At 48.3% G+C, this 16,412-nt stretch carries 18 protein-coding genes; 4 read left to right on the top strand and 14 right to left on the bottom strand.

The window, feature by feature from the left end; genetic code table 11:
• The first annotated feature begins 27 nt into the window (after positions 1-27).
• Positions 28-387, top strand: coding sequence for a hypothetical protein (locus P400_RS0108595; RefSeq protein ID WP_026825805.1), 360 nt, complete (start codon positions 28-30; stop codon positions 385-387).
• Positions 388-403: 16 nt separating this feature from the next.
• Here the strand turns inward: P400_RS0108595 and P400_RS0108590 are convergent, their stop codons facing one another.
• The 9 genes from P400_RS0108590 to P400_RS0108550 form a co-directional block, all read right to left on the bottom strand.
• Entirely contained in the window at positions 404-1,330 is a 927-nt protein-coding gene (locus P400_RS0108590; RefSeq protein WP_026825804.1) for an NAD(P)/FAD-dependent oxidoreductase, read from the bottom strand.
• Positions 1,327-1,908: a CDP-alcohol phosphatidyltransferase family protein gene (locus tag P400_RS0108585; RefSeq protein ID WP_026825803.1), complete on the bottom strand. Its 582-nt coding sequence runs from the start codon at positions 1,906-1,908 to the stop codon at positions 1,327-1,329. Before P400_RS0108585 ends, P400_RS0108590 begins: the two co-directional genes overlap by 4 nt.
• A 1-nt stretch (position 1,909) precedes the next feature.
• Positions 1,910-2,788, bottom strand: a complete 879-nt coding sequence (locus P400_RS0108580) for an ABC transporter ATP-binding protein (protein ID WP_026825802.1) — start codon at positions 2,786-2,788, stop codon at positions 1,910-1,912.
• Positions 2,785-3,492, bottom strand: a complete 708-nt coding sequence (locus P400_RS0108575; RefSeq protein WP_026825801.1) for an ABC transporter permease subunit — start codon at positions 3,490-3,492, stop codon at positions 2,785-2,787. The genes P400_RS0108580 and P400_RS0108575 overlap by 4 nt, the downstream gene beginning before the upstream one ends.
• A complete protein-coding gene (locus P400_RS0108570; RefSeq protein WP_026825800.1) occupies positions 3,489-4,262 on the bottom strand; it encodes an ABC transporter permease in 774 nt (257 codons plus the stop codon). The genes P400_RS0108575 and P400_RS0108570 overlap by 4 nt, the downstream gene beginning before the upstream one ends.
• Positions 4,249-5,424 carry an ABC transporter substrate-binding protein gene (locus tag P400_RS0108565; RefSeq protein ID WP_026825799.1) on the bottom strand — a complete coding sequence of 392 codons (1,176 nt, stop codon included), beginning with the start codon at positions 5,422-5,424 and terminating at the stop codon, positions 4,249-4,251. The genes P400_RS0108570 and P400_RS0108565 overlap by 14 nt, the downstream gene beginning before the upstream one ends.
• Positions 5,425-5,438: 14 nt before the next feature.
• A complete protein-coding gene (locus tag P400_RS0108560; protein ID WP_026825798.1) occupies positions 5,439-6,182 on the bottom strand; it encodes an SDR family NAD(P)-dependent oxidoreductase in 744 nt (247 codons plus the stop codon).
• Positions 6,179-7,153, bottom strand: coding sequence for an MBL fold metallo-hydrolase (locus P400_RS0108555; RefSeq protein WP_026825797.1), 975 nt, complete (start codon positions 7,151-7,153; stop codon positions 6,179-6,181). The genes P400_RS0108560 and P400_RS0108555 overlap by 4 nt, the downstream gene beginning before the upstream one ends.
• A gap of 108 nt (positions 7,154-7,261) precedes the next feature.
• A complete protein-coding gene (locus tag P400_RS0108550) occupies positions 7,262-8,698 on the bottom strand; it encodes an NADP-dependent glyceraldehyde-3-phosphate dehydrogenase (RefSeq protein WP_026825796.1) in 1,437 nt (478 codons plus the stop codon).
• A gap of 222 nt (positions 8,699-8,920) precedes the next feature.
• Between P400_RS0108550 and P400_RS0108545 the strand changes: the two genes are divergently transcribed.
• Positions 8,921-9,802, top strand: a complete 882-nt coding sequence (locus tag P400_RS0108545; protein ID WP_026825795.1) for a chemotaxis protein CheV — start codon at positions 8,921-8,923, stop codon at positions 9,800-9,802.
• 38 nt (positions 9,803-9,840) lie between these two features.
• Here P400_RS0108545 and P400_RS0108540 read toward each other — a convergent pair whose 3' ends face one another.
• Positions 9,841-10,203, bottom strand: a complete 363-nt coding sequence (locus P400_RS0108540; RefSeq protein ID WP_026825794.1) for an Hpt domain-containing protein — start codon at positions 10,201-10,203, stop codon at positions 9,841-9,843.
• A gap of 157 nt (positions 10,204-10,360) precedes the next feature.
• Between P400_RS0108540 and P400_RS0108535 the strand changes: the two genes are divergently transcribed.
• On the top strand, positions 10,361-11,296 hold the full coding sequence (locus tag P400_RS0108535; protein WP_026825793.1) for a magnesium transporter CorA family protein: 936 nt from the start codon (positions 10,361-10,363) through the stop codon (positions 11,294-11,296).
• Between the two features lie 37 nt (positions 11,297-11,333).
• Here the strand turns inward: P400_RS0108535 and P400_RS0108530 are convergent, their stop codons facing one another.
• Positions 11,334-12,446: a PP2C family protein-serine/threonine phosphatase gene (locus tag P400_RS0108530; protein ID WP_026825792.1), complete on the bottom strand. Its 1,113-nt coding sequence runs from the start codon at positions 12,444-12,446 to the stop codon at positions 11,334-11,336.
• Between the two features lie 144 nt (positions 12,447-12,590).
• Here P400_RS0108530 and ytzI point away from each other — a divergent pair, with 144 nt between their 5' ends.
• Positions 12,591-12,782, top strand: coding sequence for a YtzI protein (gene ytzI, locus P400_RS0108525; RefSeq protein WP_026825791.1), 192 nt, complete (start codon positions 12,591-12,593; stop codon positions 12,780-12,782).
• 65 nt (positions 12,783-12,847) lie between these two features.
• Here the strand turns inward: ytzI and P400_RS0108520 are convergent, their stop codons facing one another.
• The 3 genes from P400_RS0108520 to P400_RS0108510 form a co-directional block, all read right to left on the bottom strand.
• The gene (locus tag P400_RS0108520) at positions 12,848-14,974 is read right to left on the bottom strand and encodes a DNA topoisomerase III (protein ID WP_026825790.1); all 2,127 of its coding nucleotides are present in this window, start codon (positions 14,972-14,974) and stop codon (positions 12,848-12,850) included.
• A gap of 300 nt (positions 14,975-15,274) precedes the next feature.
• On the bottom strand, positions 15,275-15,517 hold the full coding sequence (locus P400_RS0108515; RefSeq protein ID WP_152538883.1) for a hypothetical protein: 243 nt from the start codon (positions 15,515-15,517) through the stop codon (positions 15,275-15,277).
• A gap of 66 nt (positions 15,518-15,583) precedes the next feature.
• Positions 15,584-16,285, bottom strand: coding sequence for a hypothetical protein (locus P400_RS0108510; protein WP_026825788.1), 702 nt, complete (start codon positions 16,283-16,285; stop codon positions 15,584-15,586).
• Positions 16,286-16,412: the final 127 nt, after the last annotated feature.

Below are 16,412 nucleotides of genomic sequence, written 5' to 3'. Positions count from 1 at the left end.
TAAGAAATATCCAAACAAGAGTGGTGAATGAAAATGACAGTTACCCGCTTGTTCACAGTACTATGTTTAACCATTTTTTTGTTAACCGGTTGTATGCAACCATCCACTTCGTCACCTACACAATCTGATGATGAAGCTGACGCCATCAAAAGTGCAGTTTCATTTTTGGAACAGATGGACTGGCAGCCGGTCGATGAAGATTCGCAACAAGCCACGATTCAGTCGATCAAGGTCGATGATCGTTATGAGCTAATCAATTCACATTTTAAAGGGGCACACGCTTGGCTCATCACATTCCCAGCTGATTCACAGCGTACGATTGAGACTCCACATGTGCTCGTCGACCCTGAATCAAACGAGGTAATTGGTTATTTGCCGAGCGAATGAGAAACCTCATGATTGACTAACTGTAATGACGTACATACCGCGAGTCGATGAATCGCTTCAAATAATATGGAAGTCGTCCATGCCAACTGAAACGTCCGAACGTCAACAGTGCGTGTCCCGTTGTCGTCAATAAAATGTTCATCGATTGACGTTTCCGAAACGGTCGCGTCGTTTCACCGAGCAATCGTTCCGCAACGTATCGACCAGATCGGACAGCATCGACCCCACCGTTTAGAGCGGAGGCCATGTCTCCCGTCACATATATGTTAGGAAACTGATAATGGCGAAGATACTCATCCGTCTCAATAAACTGATCCGGGTTTGCGAGGCCCGATTCAGACCACCAGTTCACTGGAACGACCCCTGTTGCGTCAAGCACAAGTCCTTCAGAGGATTCATCGTTTTTCCTTTGTTTTATGACCACTACGCCAGACCTCACCAATAAGCGTTCCATCTGTTTCTGTCGGCGGGTCGACACGTCGGGTAAGACTCGCTTCGCATACAGCGTGACTTTTTTCGTCCGGACGCACGTAAATGCCAATTCAACGCCCGCTTTTCCACCGCCGACGATGGTTACTTGTGAACTCGAATCGATGCGGTCAAGTAAAGCTTGTGACATCGGTTTAAGCGGGGTCCCGATTCCTCGGCTCACTGCACCAGTTGCCAGCACAAGTCGGTCGTAATGAAACGGCCCCTTTTCTGTTTGAACGGTCTGTAAATGAGGATCGATCGCGAGAATCCGTTCTGCGGCCGGTTCAAGTTGAGGCAGTCGGACCGTTGCGGAATTCATGAGTCCGGCGATCACTTGCGGAAACGCTCCTGTGTACACCGTCTGACATTTTCCAATAAAGAGAACTTCATAATGTTCACGAATCTCCTCAATCCGATCGAGAATTTCAAGCTGACCATGACCGAGCCCGGCCAATACCAATGTCGGTTTCATCGCAAAATCCTCCGCGCCTCAATGAATCGTTGTGTAATCGTCATCACTTCGAGTAGGAGAAAAATGAGGGCAATCCCACCGACCCAGTTCGGGAAGAGAATCATCAAGGTAAATAGGATGAAACATTCCGTCCGTTCAATGATTCCAGGTTGGTAATAAAACGTCTTTTCCGACCGCCTCGAACTACTCGCTCCTACTGCGAGGAATAGCGTCATTGCGATCACAAAAGAAGCGATCAGGATGAGAAAGATCGGCATATATTCCGGATATCGAAGTGCAAGCGCAATCACTACAGACAACTCGACGAATCGATCGAGCACAAGATCAAGCACTGTCCCAAACCCACTCGTTTTCGACTTTCTAGCCATCGTTCCATCTAAGACGTCAAATAGTCCGGAAATCCACAGTAGAATCACGGCTGTCCAGTGCATATCGTTGTAAATAAAGATGCCTGTTGAAATTCCAATAATTCCCCCTAGAATTGTTACCTCGTTCGGTGTGAAATTCCACTTGAGCAATCGGTCTGCTCCTCGTTCAATGACCGGTTTGACGTATCGACTTCCATAAGTATCGAGCATGTTATCCCTCCTTTCGTTTAATTCGGTACATCGTCCCGACTTGGAATGATTCGTGCGTCGGTAACATGACCGAACGTCCATCCTCGAAATGATATTCACCAAAACTTTGACCGAACCGATAGATTTTTTTCATCAATCGTACGGGCTCACCGACCGCTTCTGACACCATGACGTCGGACAGTGGCCGCAATTCCCCATCAATCATGAGAAAGTCACCAAACCCTGGCGCGCTTTCATACAACTCTTTCGCCGTCCCTGTTGATGTCACTTCACCTGACTCAAGTAGTGTCACTCGGTCAGCCATCAGCATCGCCTCTTCACGGTCATGTGTGACCAAAACCGCCGTGAGGTCGAGCTCCTTGACCAAATCACGAATGAACCGTTGCAGGTCGAACTTCAGGTTTGGATCGAGGTTCGTGAACGGTTCGTCCAATAAAAGGACTTCCGGCTCAGCAGCCAGCGCACGTGCGAGACTGACGCGTTGTTGCTCACCACCTGATAATTCGTGAACTTCCGCATCGTAACGGTCACCGAGACGGACAACGTTCAACCACCTCTCTGCCTGTTCCCGGGAACGCGAACGGGTCGCGAGTGTGACATTCTCACCCACTGTCAAATGCGGAAACAATAAAGCGGACTGGGACAACATCGTCACACGCCGCTTGTGTGCAGGAACCTTTAACAAAGAACGGTGATTCCAGAACACTTCTCCTTCATCACTCGTATCAAGTCCTGCAATGATTCGTAGAATGGTTGACTTCCCAGAGCCGCTGACTCCAACGATGGCGTGGATGTCATGTGGAATGACTTCAAAATCAATACCATCTAACACTTGTCTCGTTCCATACCGTTTACGTAATGCTTGTACTTTCAAACTCATTGAAGACGTCCTTTCAGGAAGCGCACCGTCCACTGACTCAATCCTGAGAGCAGGAAATAGAGGAGAACAGGGATAATGATGAGCATCCAAGTGTTCGAGAGCGCGAGGTTTCGGTTATTCCCCGCATAAGATTGATACAGTTCAGTCGTCACCGTCGGAATCAATCCTGCACCAATCAATTGGACTAACGCGAATTGACTGAGCAGAATGACCGTCGTAAATAATACGATAGTTCGCATCGTTTGTGAGAAAAGCGGAAATAGTACATAAACGAGACGACGCTTTACCGTCAAAAGCCGTGCCTGTTCTAAGAGTGGACGACCGATGACCGCCATCCCGTTATAAGCGAGACGGATTGAATACGGCAATGTCACGATAAGTAAGGCAATCACGACACCGATATACGTCCCAATCAAACCCGCTTCCGCCAAGATCAAGTAAAGACCGAACAGCATCGCGAGCATTGGGATGAACAGTGGTAAAAAAACGAGCCACTCTAGAACGTGACGCCATCTCGATTCTGTCCAAAGAAGCCACCAGGCGAATGCCATTGATAACCACACGTTGACCGCGGATAAGATGACCGTCAACCCGATCGTATTTAGCATCGTCATATCGTTCCCGATTTCAGCTGTCGGTACCGCTTGGAATAGGGTGATGAACGGAATCAAGATGAAACAGATGATGATAAGCTGACGAATCATCGTTTCACCCCGCGTTCAATTCGACGACGAATGGAAGAGGTCAGCCAATATGAAATACACACACCGCATCCGACAACCCATGTCCAGACAAGCGCCACAGCATACGGCTCACTCGCTTCCAAATAGAGCCCTGTCGACAGCCGTTCATATGCGAGTACTCCAAGTAGTTTTGGATAGGTCACTCCAAGTAATGCAGGTACTTCATACGCGAACGAAACGAACGCAATCATAATCCAAGTCGCATCAAGCAGTGGTTTAATCAAAAATGGAAATTCTGCATGCTTGAATTGTTCGACTGGGGAGAGTTGGAGCGTCTTCGCCGTCTCTAAATATCCCCGATTCAATTGTTCATACGTACCGAGCATCATCAAAAAGACAAACGGGGTCTCCTTCCATATGTATGTCAGGATGACCGTCACATAGTCTCTTTCATTCGCCTCGATCCAGTCACTGCCGAACGGTCCACTGAATAATAATAAGATCAAATAAGCAGCGGCAATATGAGGGACGAACATCGGGATTCGGATGACCGACGACGTGATGCGCCACTTCTGTTGAACGGCGGTCCTCGCAAGCCATGTCCCGATGATGAGCGACAGGATGGTCGATACACTGACGACGTATAGTGTCATGAACAGACTGTCCCGCCACGTCTCATCCGTCAGAAGCGATGCCCAATCTGTACCAACCGCTTCCATTCCCAAAAAGACGATGGATACGAGTGATAAAAGTGATAGGACAATCGTCAATGCGACACTACTTCGCAACACGTGACCATTCCTCACGTACGGCATCAATCACGTCCGGTCCATAGTCTGGAATGGAACGTTCCTGTAACTGCTCTGTGTCCGGATACGTCTTGCCATCTCCAAGTGCTTCGAATGCTTGTTGGTCCGCTTCATCCAATTTGGTCAAGTCAAGCGATGTCCCGTCTCCCCAATAGTCAGGCCCTTGTTTCACGAGTTGAGCTTCCGGTGATAGCAGTTCTTCGATGAGGACGAGCGCTCCGTCCGGATTCGGCGCATTGAACGGTATCGCTAAGAAGTGTGTCGATGCGATCGAGTGATCGAGGACGAGGGCACGTGTCTCTTTTGGGAAGATGCCATTAGCCACCTCTGCTTCGGCTCGGCGTTCATTAAATCCCATCGTCATCCACACATCCCCCGAAGCGTAGAGCTGATCGAGCTGCTCAAGCGTTTTTGGATATGTCTGTCCTTCTTTCCATAAATTCGGGGACCACGTTTTCAAGTCGTCCCAGAACGACTCTTCAATGGTCACATTCTCTTCTAATTCAGCACCGTAGCGTTCAAATAAAAGATGACGAATAAATGCATTACCGGTGAAATCAGTGACTTCAGGATACGTGAAACGACCCGGATTGTCTTCGGTCCAGCGACGTAATTCCTCAAACGATTCTGGGGGATTGTCGACTTTCGCTGCGTCGTAATGCAAGATGAATTGAACATTTCCCCAAGCGAGTTCCATATCATCCGTAGGGGTGCCGGCATCTGATTGTTGAGCCGTCTCATTCAACAACTTGGCGTTCGGGATACGTTCCATCAATCCATCACGGAGTAATTCAGCTTCTTTTGCATTTCGGAAATTGTCACCATTGATCCAAACGACATCAATCGTCCCAACTTGTCTATCTGCTTTTTGATCGAGTGACAGCTGGCGCACGAATTCGGCCGCATCCATGGCGACCCGGTTCAACTCAACCTCGTACGATTCCTCGAGTCGTGGTGCCACATAGTCATCAATATAGCTATTGATCCCCTCGTCTCCACCCCACATATATAGGTTGACGGTCGATCCTTTTGCCGACTCAGTCGCAGCATCGAATGAATCCGAGAACTCAACCGCCTGTTCGTTACCACATGCTGCAACAAAGATCAGTAAAGCTGTCGTTATAAATAGTTTGATTGCCTTCATCGTTCTCCCCCTTTTCACTTTTTCTCAAATCCCCGTTTCGCGAGCATTTCGAACATATTTGGGCAGATTGCATACACATTCGCCCCGATATTCATCCACCATGGGGCATTGATTTCGCGTTTGCGCGTAAAACTCCCTTTGACAATCGCGTCGGCTAATCGTTTCGGATTGAGCATGATTCCCTGAACACTTTCGGCATATGTACCACTCTTGTCGGCCCGATCGAAGAATGGTGTAGCAATCGGTCCCGGATTGACGGTCATGACGTGGATTCCACGCGGTTTCAACTCTAGCCTAAGCGCATTCGAGAACTGTAAGAGCGCTGCCTTTGACCCCGCATAGACGGCAGACTTCGGTGTCGGTACTTTAGCTGCTTGCGAACATATATTGACGATGACATCTCCTTGTTTCATGATGCGGGCACAATCTCTCGATAAAAGCATCGGGGCGACTGCATTTATCCGCATCGTCTCTTCCATCACATCAGTCGATTGATCGGTGACCGAGTCGAATTCGGCCATGCCCGCATTATTGATCCATATGTCAAACGTCCCAAATTGCTTCAACACATTTTCGACTAGGGTATCTGAATTCGCAACATCTGCGCACATCCAGTCGCCACCGCACGTTTCCGCAATCTTCTTCAATCGTTCTTCATTTCGTCCAATCAATAAAATTTTATTTCCTTGTTCATAAAAAGAATGCGCCAATGCGGCCCCGAGCCCACTTGACGCACCTGTAATGACTACCCGTTTCATAACATCGCTTCTTTCTTTACGTAAATCCATTTATTGTCATCGCGGCGTCTCTCGATGTCGCCTCGCTCTTCGAGTAAGCTGAGGCGCGCAAACACCTCACTGAAGACGAGCGGCATCCCTCGTCGCATCTTTCTTCCATATAACTTCATCGACCAATCAAACACGCTAAGTCCGTCTTCCCAATCGACGAGCAATTGCTCACTACGCTCATACCGTTGACGAATCCGGTTCTCAATTAAATCGTTCGGGTGGTGAATTGGTTCACCGTGTCCACTGACGACAAGTTTCAAATCGACACCCTGCAATTTTTTGAGCGAGTCGATATAGAGGATGACGGGTGAGGCGAAACCTTCATCTTCATACGGTTGCTCGATAAGAGGATTTGGTTCAACTTTGTCAATCAAATGATCACCCGCAATCAAGACACCCCCAGGTCCAATCAATCCAAGTTGATCACTCGCATGACCCGGCAAATGAATCGTCTGCCACGCTCCGTCTGGTGTGATATCCTGACCGTCATTGAAAGTCGTCGTGACGGTCGTCGGTCCGATCCAACGAAGCGCTTCACGGTAATCCGGTAACTTTTCTACAAGTGGAGCCGGTGCCCCGAACGAGACGGCCAATTCATGTAAAAAATGGTTGCCGCGTTTCAAAAAATTCGGAGTTTGTTCTAAGTATCGAACAAGCTTTTCGTGTCCGTATACCGGGATCGATGCGTCACGAAGACGCCAAGCCTGCCCCGCATGATCGGCATGATGATGTGTCAAAAATAAAAAGTCGATGTCAGACAACGAGAGTTCAAGCTCTTCAAGTTGCAGATTCAACGCGGTCCATGCTTCTTCTGTATCCGGTCCACAGTCGACCATGAAAAATCGGTTCATATGTTCGACGATATAGACGTTCACGTTCCCTACTTCGAACGGTGTCGGAATATCGAGTCTTGCCAGTTGACTTGAAATCCAGTTCGCCACGTCATCACCACCTTTTCATCCATTCTTTCTTTATTATACCCGTCTGAAAGATGCGTTTTCAATCAAACAAAAAAAGAGGGGGACATCTCCCCCTCACAAAAATGATTCTTATAAGTTGATGACCGTCACTTTATCTCGCGTCATCGTCTCGAGACTACGGCCGATTCCTTGAACGCCGAGCCCTGATTGTTTAACTCCGATGAACGGGAAGTGGTCTGGACCACGTTCCGTACGTCCATTCACTTGAACCGTACCGACTTCTAACTTGTCAGCGACTGTGAAGGCGCTATTCACGTTTTGTGTGAATACGCTCGCTTGGAGACCAAACTCTGATTCATTCGTGAGCGCGACCATCTCGTCGAGCGATTTCACACGAATCACTGGAAGGACTGGTCCGAACGGTTCCTCCCATGCGACGCGCATGTCTGTCGTCACGTTGTCAAGTAGCGTCGGGTGAATCAAGTTTCCGACACGTTCATTGCCGTTTATGACGGTTGCGTTTTTGTTGACCGCATCGTCAATCAAACCTTGGACATAATCCGCTGATTTTTCGTCGACCAACGGCACGATGAAACTGTTGTCTTCCGGTGAGCCGACTGAGAGTTTCTCGACACGTTCTTTCAACATGCCAACGAGCTCATCTGCTTGGTCTTCGAGCACGAAGACGCGCTTGATTGCCGTACAACGTTGACCCGAGTATGAGAACGCACCACTGATGATTTGCTCTGCAGCCAACGTCAAATCCGCATCCTCTAAGACGAGGGCTGGGTCTTTCCCACCGAGTTCGAGCACGACCGGTACCATCGACGCTTGTTGCGACAAGTGTTGACCCGTACCTGTCCCACCTGTGAACGTGATCATGTCGATACCAGGGTGTGAAGTCAAGTAATCTCCAATGACCGAACCACGTCCTGTCACAAGGTTTAAGAGACCTTTCGGAAGACCTGCATCATGTAATGCCTCGACCATCTTGATTCCACTGATTGCACCTTGAGTCGCTGGTTTGAAGACGACCGCATTTCCTGTGACGAGCGCAGGTGCAATCTTCGCAGCCGCTAAGTTCACCGGATAGTTGAACGGTGAAATAGCGAGAACGACACCGAGTGCCTCTTTCTTGATGATGGCCATCTTGTTTTTCGAGCCACCAGGGAATGAGTCCCCTTGCATGAATCCACCGTTGAAGCGAATTCCTTCTTCTGCCGTGTAACGAATGATTTCAGCTGTACGAACGACTTCTTTCTTCGCGTCGTTCAAGTTTTTCCCGACTTCCTGCATGATGATTTGACCGATCTCATCAACGCGTTCTTCGAGTTTTTCTGCCCATGCATACAACAGTTCAGCGCGCTTGTTGACCGGAAGCGCAGCCCATTCCTGTTGTGCGCGTTTGGCGCCATGGATGGCTTCGTCTACTTCGTCACGTGACATCGCTTGAACGCGACCTACGACTTCGTCTTTATATGGTGAAACGAGTTCAATCGTTTCCTGACTTGAAGATTCCTGCCATTGACCATTCAATAAATAAGGATACGTGTTCATACTCATCATCTCTATCTGCCTCCTGAGTAAGCTGTAATATCTCGTTGCCAACCCCATTGTATGCAGATTTTTTTGCGTTGGACAACTATAACGATTCAGTTTATGAGATGTAAACGGTTACTATGAAACTTTTTGTGAATTCTGACGTGAGTTCGACATATTTTTACTGTAGATTTGATGATTCGAAACCGATAGTAAAGAAGAGAGTACGTGAAATAGGAGGGACTACCATTGAACAATGATCATAATATTTTACTTGAAGCAGGAACGAACGAACTTGAAATCGTGATTTTCCAAGCTGGCCCATTCTTATTCGGCATCAATGTCATGAAAGTACGCGAAATCATTACGATGCTCCCACTGACTCCGCTCCCAGGTACACCGGAGGCCATTATGGGTCTCATCGAGTTACGTGGAGAAGTCATGACCGTCATCGACCTTCCCATGGTCATCAGTCATCCGCGTGAAGTCGGCAGTGACGACCGCTTGATTGTCTGCGAGTTCAACGGTGAGAAATCGGTTCTTCGAGTCGACCAAGTGACCGAGATTAAACGCATCTCATGGGAACAGATTGACACGCCTTCAGATCTCGCCCGCGGTGTCCAAGGTATCACGAACGGTGTCGTCAAAACAGGTGATCAGATGATTATCTTACTTGACTATGAGCGCATCGCGTTAGAACTTTCTCGTAAAGACATCATGGCGCGTGAGTCAGTGAAACGTCTCGGTGCTCGTGAACGTTCGAACAAAAACATCTGGATTGCCGAGGATTCGGAGATGCTTCGGACACTTATTCTCGATACGTTAGATGATGCAGGCTACTTCAACACGACCGTCTTTAATAACGGTAAAGAGGCGCTTGATGCATTTGAACAGGATGGTGTCGAATGTGATCTTCTCATCACGGATATTGAGATGCCACAGATGGACGGACTCCATTTAACGAAGCGTCTTCGCGAGATGGAGCGCTACGCAACACTTCCGATTATCATCTTCTCGTCACTCATCTCGGACGACTTGAAACATAAAGGTGAAGCGGTCGGAGCGAACGCCCAAATTACGAAACCAGAGATCGGTCTCCTGATTGCGACACTTGACGAATTTGTAGGCTAATAAAAAAAGTTTGCTCCCAAACTGGGTGCAAACTTTTTTTACGTCAACTGTTCGAAGTGGTTGGTCCATTCGGCTAAAAAGCGCTTACTGTGCGACTCAATTGTCGCCAACGTCTCGTCTGCTCCGTCCAGATGGGCGTTCTCGCCTGCGACTTCAAGATCGTGGAAAAGAAGGGCAGTCTGTTCTAAGCCGACCGAATACGAGGCCCCTTTTAGTAGGTGGGCGAGCTGTTCGATCCGCTCATAATCCTTCAATTCGACAGCTGCTATTAGTTCGGGATATTTCGTCTCGAACTGCTGAATATATGTGGTTGCAATTTTATTTAAAAAATCCATGTTTCCGTTTGCGATTTGGTGGAGCTCCGTTAACTTATCTTCATTGAACAGAGCGTCCTCGGGCATTCTTGTCAATATAACCCCTCCTCAATAAACGATCATCCAATCATTCCCTCTCACTGTAACACGTTTTCGAGAGAAAACAAAAAAAACTCCTGCTTTGGATTGCACTCTAAGTTTTGGCTACCTATAATAAGATTGAGTTAAGGTAGGAGGAAGATGCATGCTGACGATTTACCGTACTGACGCATCGGGCCATGTGGATGAAATCGAAGACTTTGATAAAGGGAGCTGGATTCAACTCGTGAATCCGACAAAAGATGAGGCCGATCAAGTCATCGAGGCGTCCGGCATTCCAGAAGACTTTGTTTATGACCCACTTGATATCGAAGAAAAACCGCGTTTTGAAAAAGATGATGAAGGGCTTCTCATGATCATCGACGTTCCATATGTAGAAGAAGATGACACAGGTCGTGCCTATAATACGATCCCGCTTGGTATCATCGTGACCGGAAGACATTTCATCACCGTCTGCTCACGTGACCTTGATGTCTTGAATTTATTCGCTAATGGGAAGGCACGATTGTTCCGAACGAACTATCGGAGCCGTTTTGTCTTTCAAATTTTACATCGAGTAAGTATGACATACTTACGATTCTTGCGCCAAATCGACCGAAGAATGGATGAGCTCGAGCAAGAGTTGCAACGTTCGATGCGAAACCAAGAGATTTTTCAATTGATGAACCTACAAAAATCGCTCGTCTATTTCATGACTTCCTTGAAGGCGAACGACAGTGTCCTTGACCGAATCGTCAAGACGCCGAGTTTGGAGAAACATGAAGAGGACGAGGAGCTATTAGAGGACGTCTTCGTCGAGCATCGGCAGGCGATGGAAATGGCATCGATTTATAACGACATCATCAGCATCAAGATGGAGGCGTTCGGGTCGATCATCTCAAACAACGTCAACTTCGTCATGAAGTTTTTGGCATCGATCACGATCGTCCTGAGCATCCCGACGATGATTTCCGGGATCTTTGGGATGAACGTCCAAGTCCCATGGGAAGGGGATCCGTTCGGATTCATCATGGCGATTGCGATGATGATTGGATTTTCCGGTCTCGCCTTTTATATCCTTTGGCGAAAACGATATTTCTAACGAACAAGAGCCTGACGCACGGTGCGTCAGGCTCTTGTCATGTGATTTTGACGGTGACGAGACACAGGTCGTCATCGATTTCAATTTTAGGTACGAGTTGTTCGGCAACGTGACGACTATAGTCAAGCCCGTATGTGGCGACATCTTTTTCAAGCCATCGAATCCCGTCATCGATATCTTTGCTGTAACATTCCATAAGCCCATCTGTATACATATGTAGCTTCATATCTCGTGTGATGGCAATCTCTTTCGACTCATAGTTCGGTTCATCGAACATGCCGACCGGCACCCCTGTCGTCTCAAGTCGGCAATTCCCCGCTTCAGACGTCACGATGACCGGCGGATGACCCGCATTCACATATTCGATTCGACGCTTCGTCGTATCGATGTAGCAATAGACCGCCGTAAAGTAGCTATGCATATCGTCACCCGAGAACAGGAACGTCATCTGACGGTTCAACTCGGTCATGACGTCTACCGGATATTGCACGTTTCCGACAAGACCCGGAAGAATCGACCGGATTCCCATCGTGATGAGTGCCGATGAGACCCCGTGTCCCATGACGTCAAAGATAATGACCCCGTAACGGTCCGGGGCGACCTGGAACCAGGCGTACATGTCCCCTGCCAATTTTTTTGATGGCAAATAAAGGGCGCGAACATCAATCTCTTCGTTACTGATGGGAGGAGTGAGCGCACTTTGTTGAATCTTTTGGGCAAGGTCCAAATCATACTGGAGACGGGCCTCATAAATCTTCCGCTCGTCGACCGCTGCCTTATAGCGAAGCGCAGAGCGAATTCGGGCCAGGAGCTCCGTCACTTTAATCGGTTTGGTCGTATAGTCAGATGCTCCTGCGTCAAGTCCTTCAGCAATTTGCTTCTCATCTGTACGTCCGGAGACCATGATGACCGGCAACTCTTCATATTCTGCCATCTGTCGAATCCGTTTACACGTCTCAATCCCTGAAATCCCGGGCATCTCGACATCCAATAGGACGAGATCATACAGCGATGCGGCTTGTGGTGCCATCAGTAAATCGAGCGCTTCTTCCCCACTTGAGACCGAAATCGTCTCATAGTCGTGTTGGTGAAGCAGTTGCTCGAGTACGAGCGTATTGACCGGTTCGTCGTCCACAATCAAAATCGCCATAACTATCCCTTCCTTCTCTAAGTAGTAATCTATATCGTATTGTACCATATCTTTTCGATGTCACACGACACAACCGTCTATTCATTCCAGTTGATGAACCGGCCCACCATTTGGCATACTTAAGTTAGAAAGTGGGGGATTCTTATGGCCTGGATATTCGCCGTCAGCGGCTTGATTATTTTACTCGTCCTTATCGCGTCCATCGTCGTCATCCAAAAAGGGTACGCGTATAAAGACAATAAAGATGACATCGTCCTCGACTACGACGAAATCAATCGTCGGATCGAGTCCGAAAAAACACAAGAAAAGACAGATCAGTCAGAAGGACCACGTTGAACTCCCCCCATGAAAGTTGGATTGACATGTCCGACTTTTATGGGGTGTTCACTAGGACCCTTCTTTTATTTGAACTCGAATCGGAGCTCACCTTTTTCTATATATAACGAAGCGTTAAACGTTTTCTCGCCTTTTTTAAACGTATGGACGTTCGATTGACCCCCGTTGATCATCTGTCTCAACTCATCCTTGACGAGTCCGACGCCGAGCACCTGCTTAGAGACGGTGAAACGACAGCCTTCACGATATCCGCTACAGCCGATGAATTTAGGATGTTCGACAAGTCCTTTGCCACAGCTCGGACAGACCCCGAACGACGCTTTCGGCCGTGCCGCCCCTTTCTTCCCATATCGCTTCGCTTCAATCGTATATCCTTCAGGATTCGCCGCCTCAACGCGCGATTTCGCTTCCTCGACGAGATGAATCGACATTTTTTTGGCTTGTTCGATAAATTCTGCGGCAGATGCGGACGCCTGTCCGATCTCATGGAGTCGCTTCTCCCATTTCGCGGTCATGACGGGCGAGGCCAAAATGCTGTCTCCGAGTACATCGATTAACAGACGACCCTTGTCTGTCGGGACGAGCTCTTTTTTCTGAAGCTGGACATATCCGCGCTTTTTCAACCCGTCAATGATATTGGCGCGTGTCGCCTCGGTCCCGAGACCCTCTACTTCTTTCATGATGTGAATCAACGCCTCATCATCAAGCTGTTTCCCGGCGACTTTCATCGCCATGATGAGTGCCCCTTCTGTATAGCGTTTGGGCGGTTCCGTCTGTTTCGATAGCACATCGACAGTCTTCTCCTTCAACACTTCCCCGACAGTCAGTAAAGGGAGCTCGACGTCTTTGGATTTCATCTCGACGACATCCCGATAGCCTGGACGTACGACGACGGTCCCTTTCGCCCGATAGAGATCCGTTCCATCTAACAGGTCGACCGTCGTCTTTTCAAGCGTCGCAGCAGGTGCGAACGCCGCGAGGAAACGCCGAATGATGAGATCATACAGTTTTGCCTCATCCCCAGCGAGCCGATTGACATCGCCACATGCTTCCGTCGGGATGATCGCATAGTGGTCACTCACTTTTTTTGCGTTGACGTAACGACGATTTTTGGACGGGTCCTCGGTCAACAACTCACGGAGTCCGCCGTAGGCATCAGACTTTAACAGCCTCGCCTTCGTTTGAGGGAACAGAGTCGCTTCGTCCGGTGTGACAAATCCAGAATCGGTCCGCGGGTAGCTGATCCATCCTTTTGTATATAACTTTTGCGCGATATCGAGCGTTTTTTTCGCCCCGAAACCGAATCGTTTCCCCGCTTCTGCCTGCAATCCGGATAGACTGAACCAAAATGGAGGTTGTTCGATTTTTTCTTCTTTGTCGATCGCTTGGACTGTAGCGGTGCCGGAAGCGCGCCTGACGACCGCATCTGCCTCATCGCGCGTCTTCAGTTTCGTCGTCTTTCCGATGGTGTACTTCGCCTTGAACGTGCTTCGACCTTTAAGTAACGTCGCCTCGACTTCGAAGTACGGTTCCGGTACGAACTGTTTGATTTCCCGTTCACGATTGACGATTAGAGCAAGTGTCGGTGTCTGCACACGACCGAGCGAGAAGACATCTTCGATTCCGATTGTCTTCAATAAGGTCGTATAAGCGCGTGAGGCATTCATCCCGACGAGCCAATCGGCACAGGCGCGGCTCATCGCCTCATGGTAATACGGGACCGTCTGCTCACCCGGCAGTAGTTCCGAGAACCCACGGTCGACCGCTTGTTCCGTCAAGCTTGAAATCCATAGCCGAGCGAGCGGTTTTTTGTTTCCCGCGAGCCTTAAAATCAGACGGACAATCGCCTCCCCTTCCCGTTCGGCATCCGAGGCGATGATGACGTCTGTGATGGAGCGATCGTGCAACCATTTTTTGATTGCATAAAAAGGCTTTGATTTGCCTTTTGAGATACGGTAGTCGAACCGCTCGGGTACAATCGGGAGCGCATCATATTTCCATGACTTCCACTCCGGTCGATAGTGTGACGGTTCCTGGAGCTCACAAAGGTGACCGACCGCCCATACGACGATCGCCCCTTCAGGAAAACGGGGGCACGGAGAGATTTCGATCTCCTCTTTTCGCTTTTTAGATGGATAGGGAGCGGCCAGTTTTTGTGCTTGTGATGGCTTTTCCGCGATGATTAGTCTCATAATAAGAACTCCTTACTTCGCCTCTTAATTCGAGTCAAGACGTACCTGATTCGATTGCGTCTTCAATATATTTTACTATATCAAGTCATAGATGGACATATCGAGAGAGGATTCGAACGGATCGAAGACGCGAGACTGACCTACAACATGTCCCGGGTCGGACGTTGTCTCGAGTACGACTCATTCGAGGCTTTTGAGATACCCTAAAAGTGGAGATGTACGACTTGCGTGAGCTCTAGACTCACATCGTCCTTCGAGACCTACGTATCGCTTTACATCCACGACCGTTTCTAGAAATGACTAAACGCCGTAATGGCCGACATAGCGATACGGGTTTTCTTCTGCCACCTCTTGACCGAGAGGCGTCAGACCCTCAAGCGCAATCAAATTCCCCCACTCGTCATAACTGTAGCGGGCAATCACCTCCTGAATCTCGTTCGTGATTGCAACAACGTCACCACGTTGGTTGAAGACGTAGTCGAAAGTCGTCCCTTTATACTCAAAGTTAAGGAGCTTACCACTTGCATCTCGATAGAAATTCATCGTGTTCTCAAGCAAATCGTCTCCCGTTTTGCGCGATACAGAGACGAGATCCCCGTTTGAATCGTACTAGTAGAACTCAAAACGGTCGCCTTCAGCGTTCGTCACTTTCTTCGAAGAACGATTGTCCTCGCTGTCGTACGTATACTCGATGCGTTCGGTGACTTTACTTCCTTGCTTCGTTGTGATGCTCATCAACAGGTTGAACGAAGAATAGTGATATTCTTTCACCACATCGACCGCAGCCTGTTTCGCGCTACTCGATGTGCTTGACGGTTTACGAATCGTTTCTTTTGCTAATGATCCATTCTCTCTAAAATCATAGCTGATGTGGCGATAAGTGTTCGTCTCTTTGTCGTACTGAATTGAAGTATCGATACGGTTTCCTTGTAGGTACTTATTTTCAGAGATCAATTTGCCGGACTGGTCTTCTGATTTCAGCATATTCCCGCTCAAGTCATACGTATAGTCTATCGTGTCGCTCCCTCGAGTGACAGATTGCAAGAACCCTTCCTTCGTATAGGTATATGTTTTTTGCTCGGAATCATTGTTTGTCGCCTTGATGATTTGCTCATCTTTGTTATACTCATACGTTTCAGAGAAAATGACCGTCTCCGTGTCCTTCTTATTCGTCTGGATCTGGGTCATCTTCTCATTCGGACCATAATTCATCTCATGAGTCAGTCTCGGTCCCCTGATTTTTTTGATTAACTCCGACGTGGTATAGGAGAACTGGAACTCTTCATTGCGCGGTGTAATGATTTTCTTCACTAAATCATTTTCATTATAGTATATCGTTGCCTGACCGAGAGCAGATTGAATGATTTCGGCATTCTCGTCATCTTTATACGTTAAGCTAACAATCCCATTTTCATTCTTCTCTCATGTATACGAAATA

The sequence above is a fragment of the Exiguobacterium marinum DSM 16307 genome (genome assembly GCF_000620845.1).
Classification (GTDB): Bacteria; Bacillota; Bacilli; order Exiguobacteriales; family Exiguobacteriaceae; genus Exiguobacterium; species Exiguobacterium marinum.
This window is presented reverse-complemented; position numbering and strand designations above follow the sequence as displayed.

Coding starts and splice junctions, on each gene's coding strand:
- P400_RS0108595 (WP_026825805.1), top strand. CDS start 28: ATGAAAATGACAGTTACCCGCTTGTTCACAGTACTATGTTTAACCATT.
- P400_RS0108590 (WP_026825804.1), bottom strand. CDS start 1,330: ATGAAACCGACATTGGTATTGGCCGGGCTCGGTCATGGTCAGCTTGAA.
- P400_RS0108585 (WP_026825803.1), bottom strand. CDS start 1,908: ATGCTCGATACTTATGGAAGTCGATACGTCAAACCGGTCATTGAACGA.
- P400_RS0108580 (WP_026825802.1), bottom strand. CDS start 2,788: ATGAGTTTGAAAGTACAAGCATTACGTAAACGGTATGGAACGAGACAA.
- P400_RS0108575 (WP_026825801.1), bottom strand. CDS start 3,492: ATGATTCGTCAGCTTATCATCATCTGTTTCATCTTGATTCCGTTCATC.
- P400_RS0108565 (WP_026825799.1), bottom strand. CDS start 5,424: ATGAAGGCAATCAAACTATTTATAACGACAGCTTTACTGATCTTTGTT.
- P400_RS0108560 (WP_026825798.1), bottom strand. CDS start 6,182: ATGAAACGGGTAGTCATTACAGGTGCGTCAAGTGGGCTCGGGGCCGCA.
- P400_RS0108550 (WP_026825796.1), bottom strand. CDS start 8,698: ATGATGAGTATGAACACGTATCCTTATTTATTGAATGGTCAATGGCAG.
- P400_RS0108540 (WP_026825794.1), bottom strand. CDS start 10,203: ATGCCCGAGGACGCTCTGTTCAATGAAGATAAGTTAACGGAGCTCCAC.
- P400_RS0108535 (WP_026825793.1), top strand. CDS start 10,361: ATGCTGACGATTTACCGTACTGACGCATCGGGCCATGTGGATGAAATC.
- P400_RS0108530 (WP_026825792.1), bottom strand. CDS start 12,446: ATGGCGATTTTGATTGTGGACGACGAACCGGTCAATACGCTCGTACTC.
- ytzI (WP_026825791.1), top strand. CDS start 12,591: ATGGCCTGGATATTCGCCGTCAGCGGCTTGATTATTTTACTCGTCCTT.
- P400_RS0108520 (WP_026825790.1), bottom strand. CDS start 14,974: ATGAGACTAATCATCGCGGAAAAGCCATCACAAGCACAAAAACTGGCC.
- P400_RS0108515 (WP_152538883.1), bottom strand. CDS start 15,517: ATGAATTTCTATCGAGATGCAAGTGGTAAGCTCCTTAACTTTGAGTAT.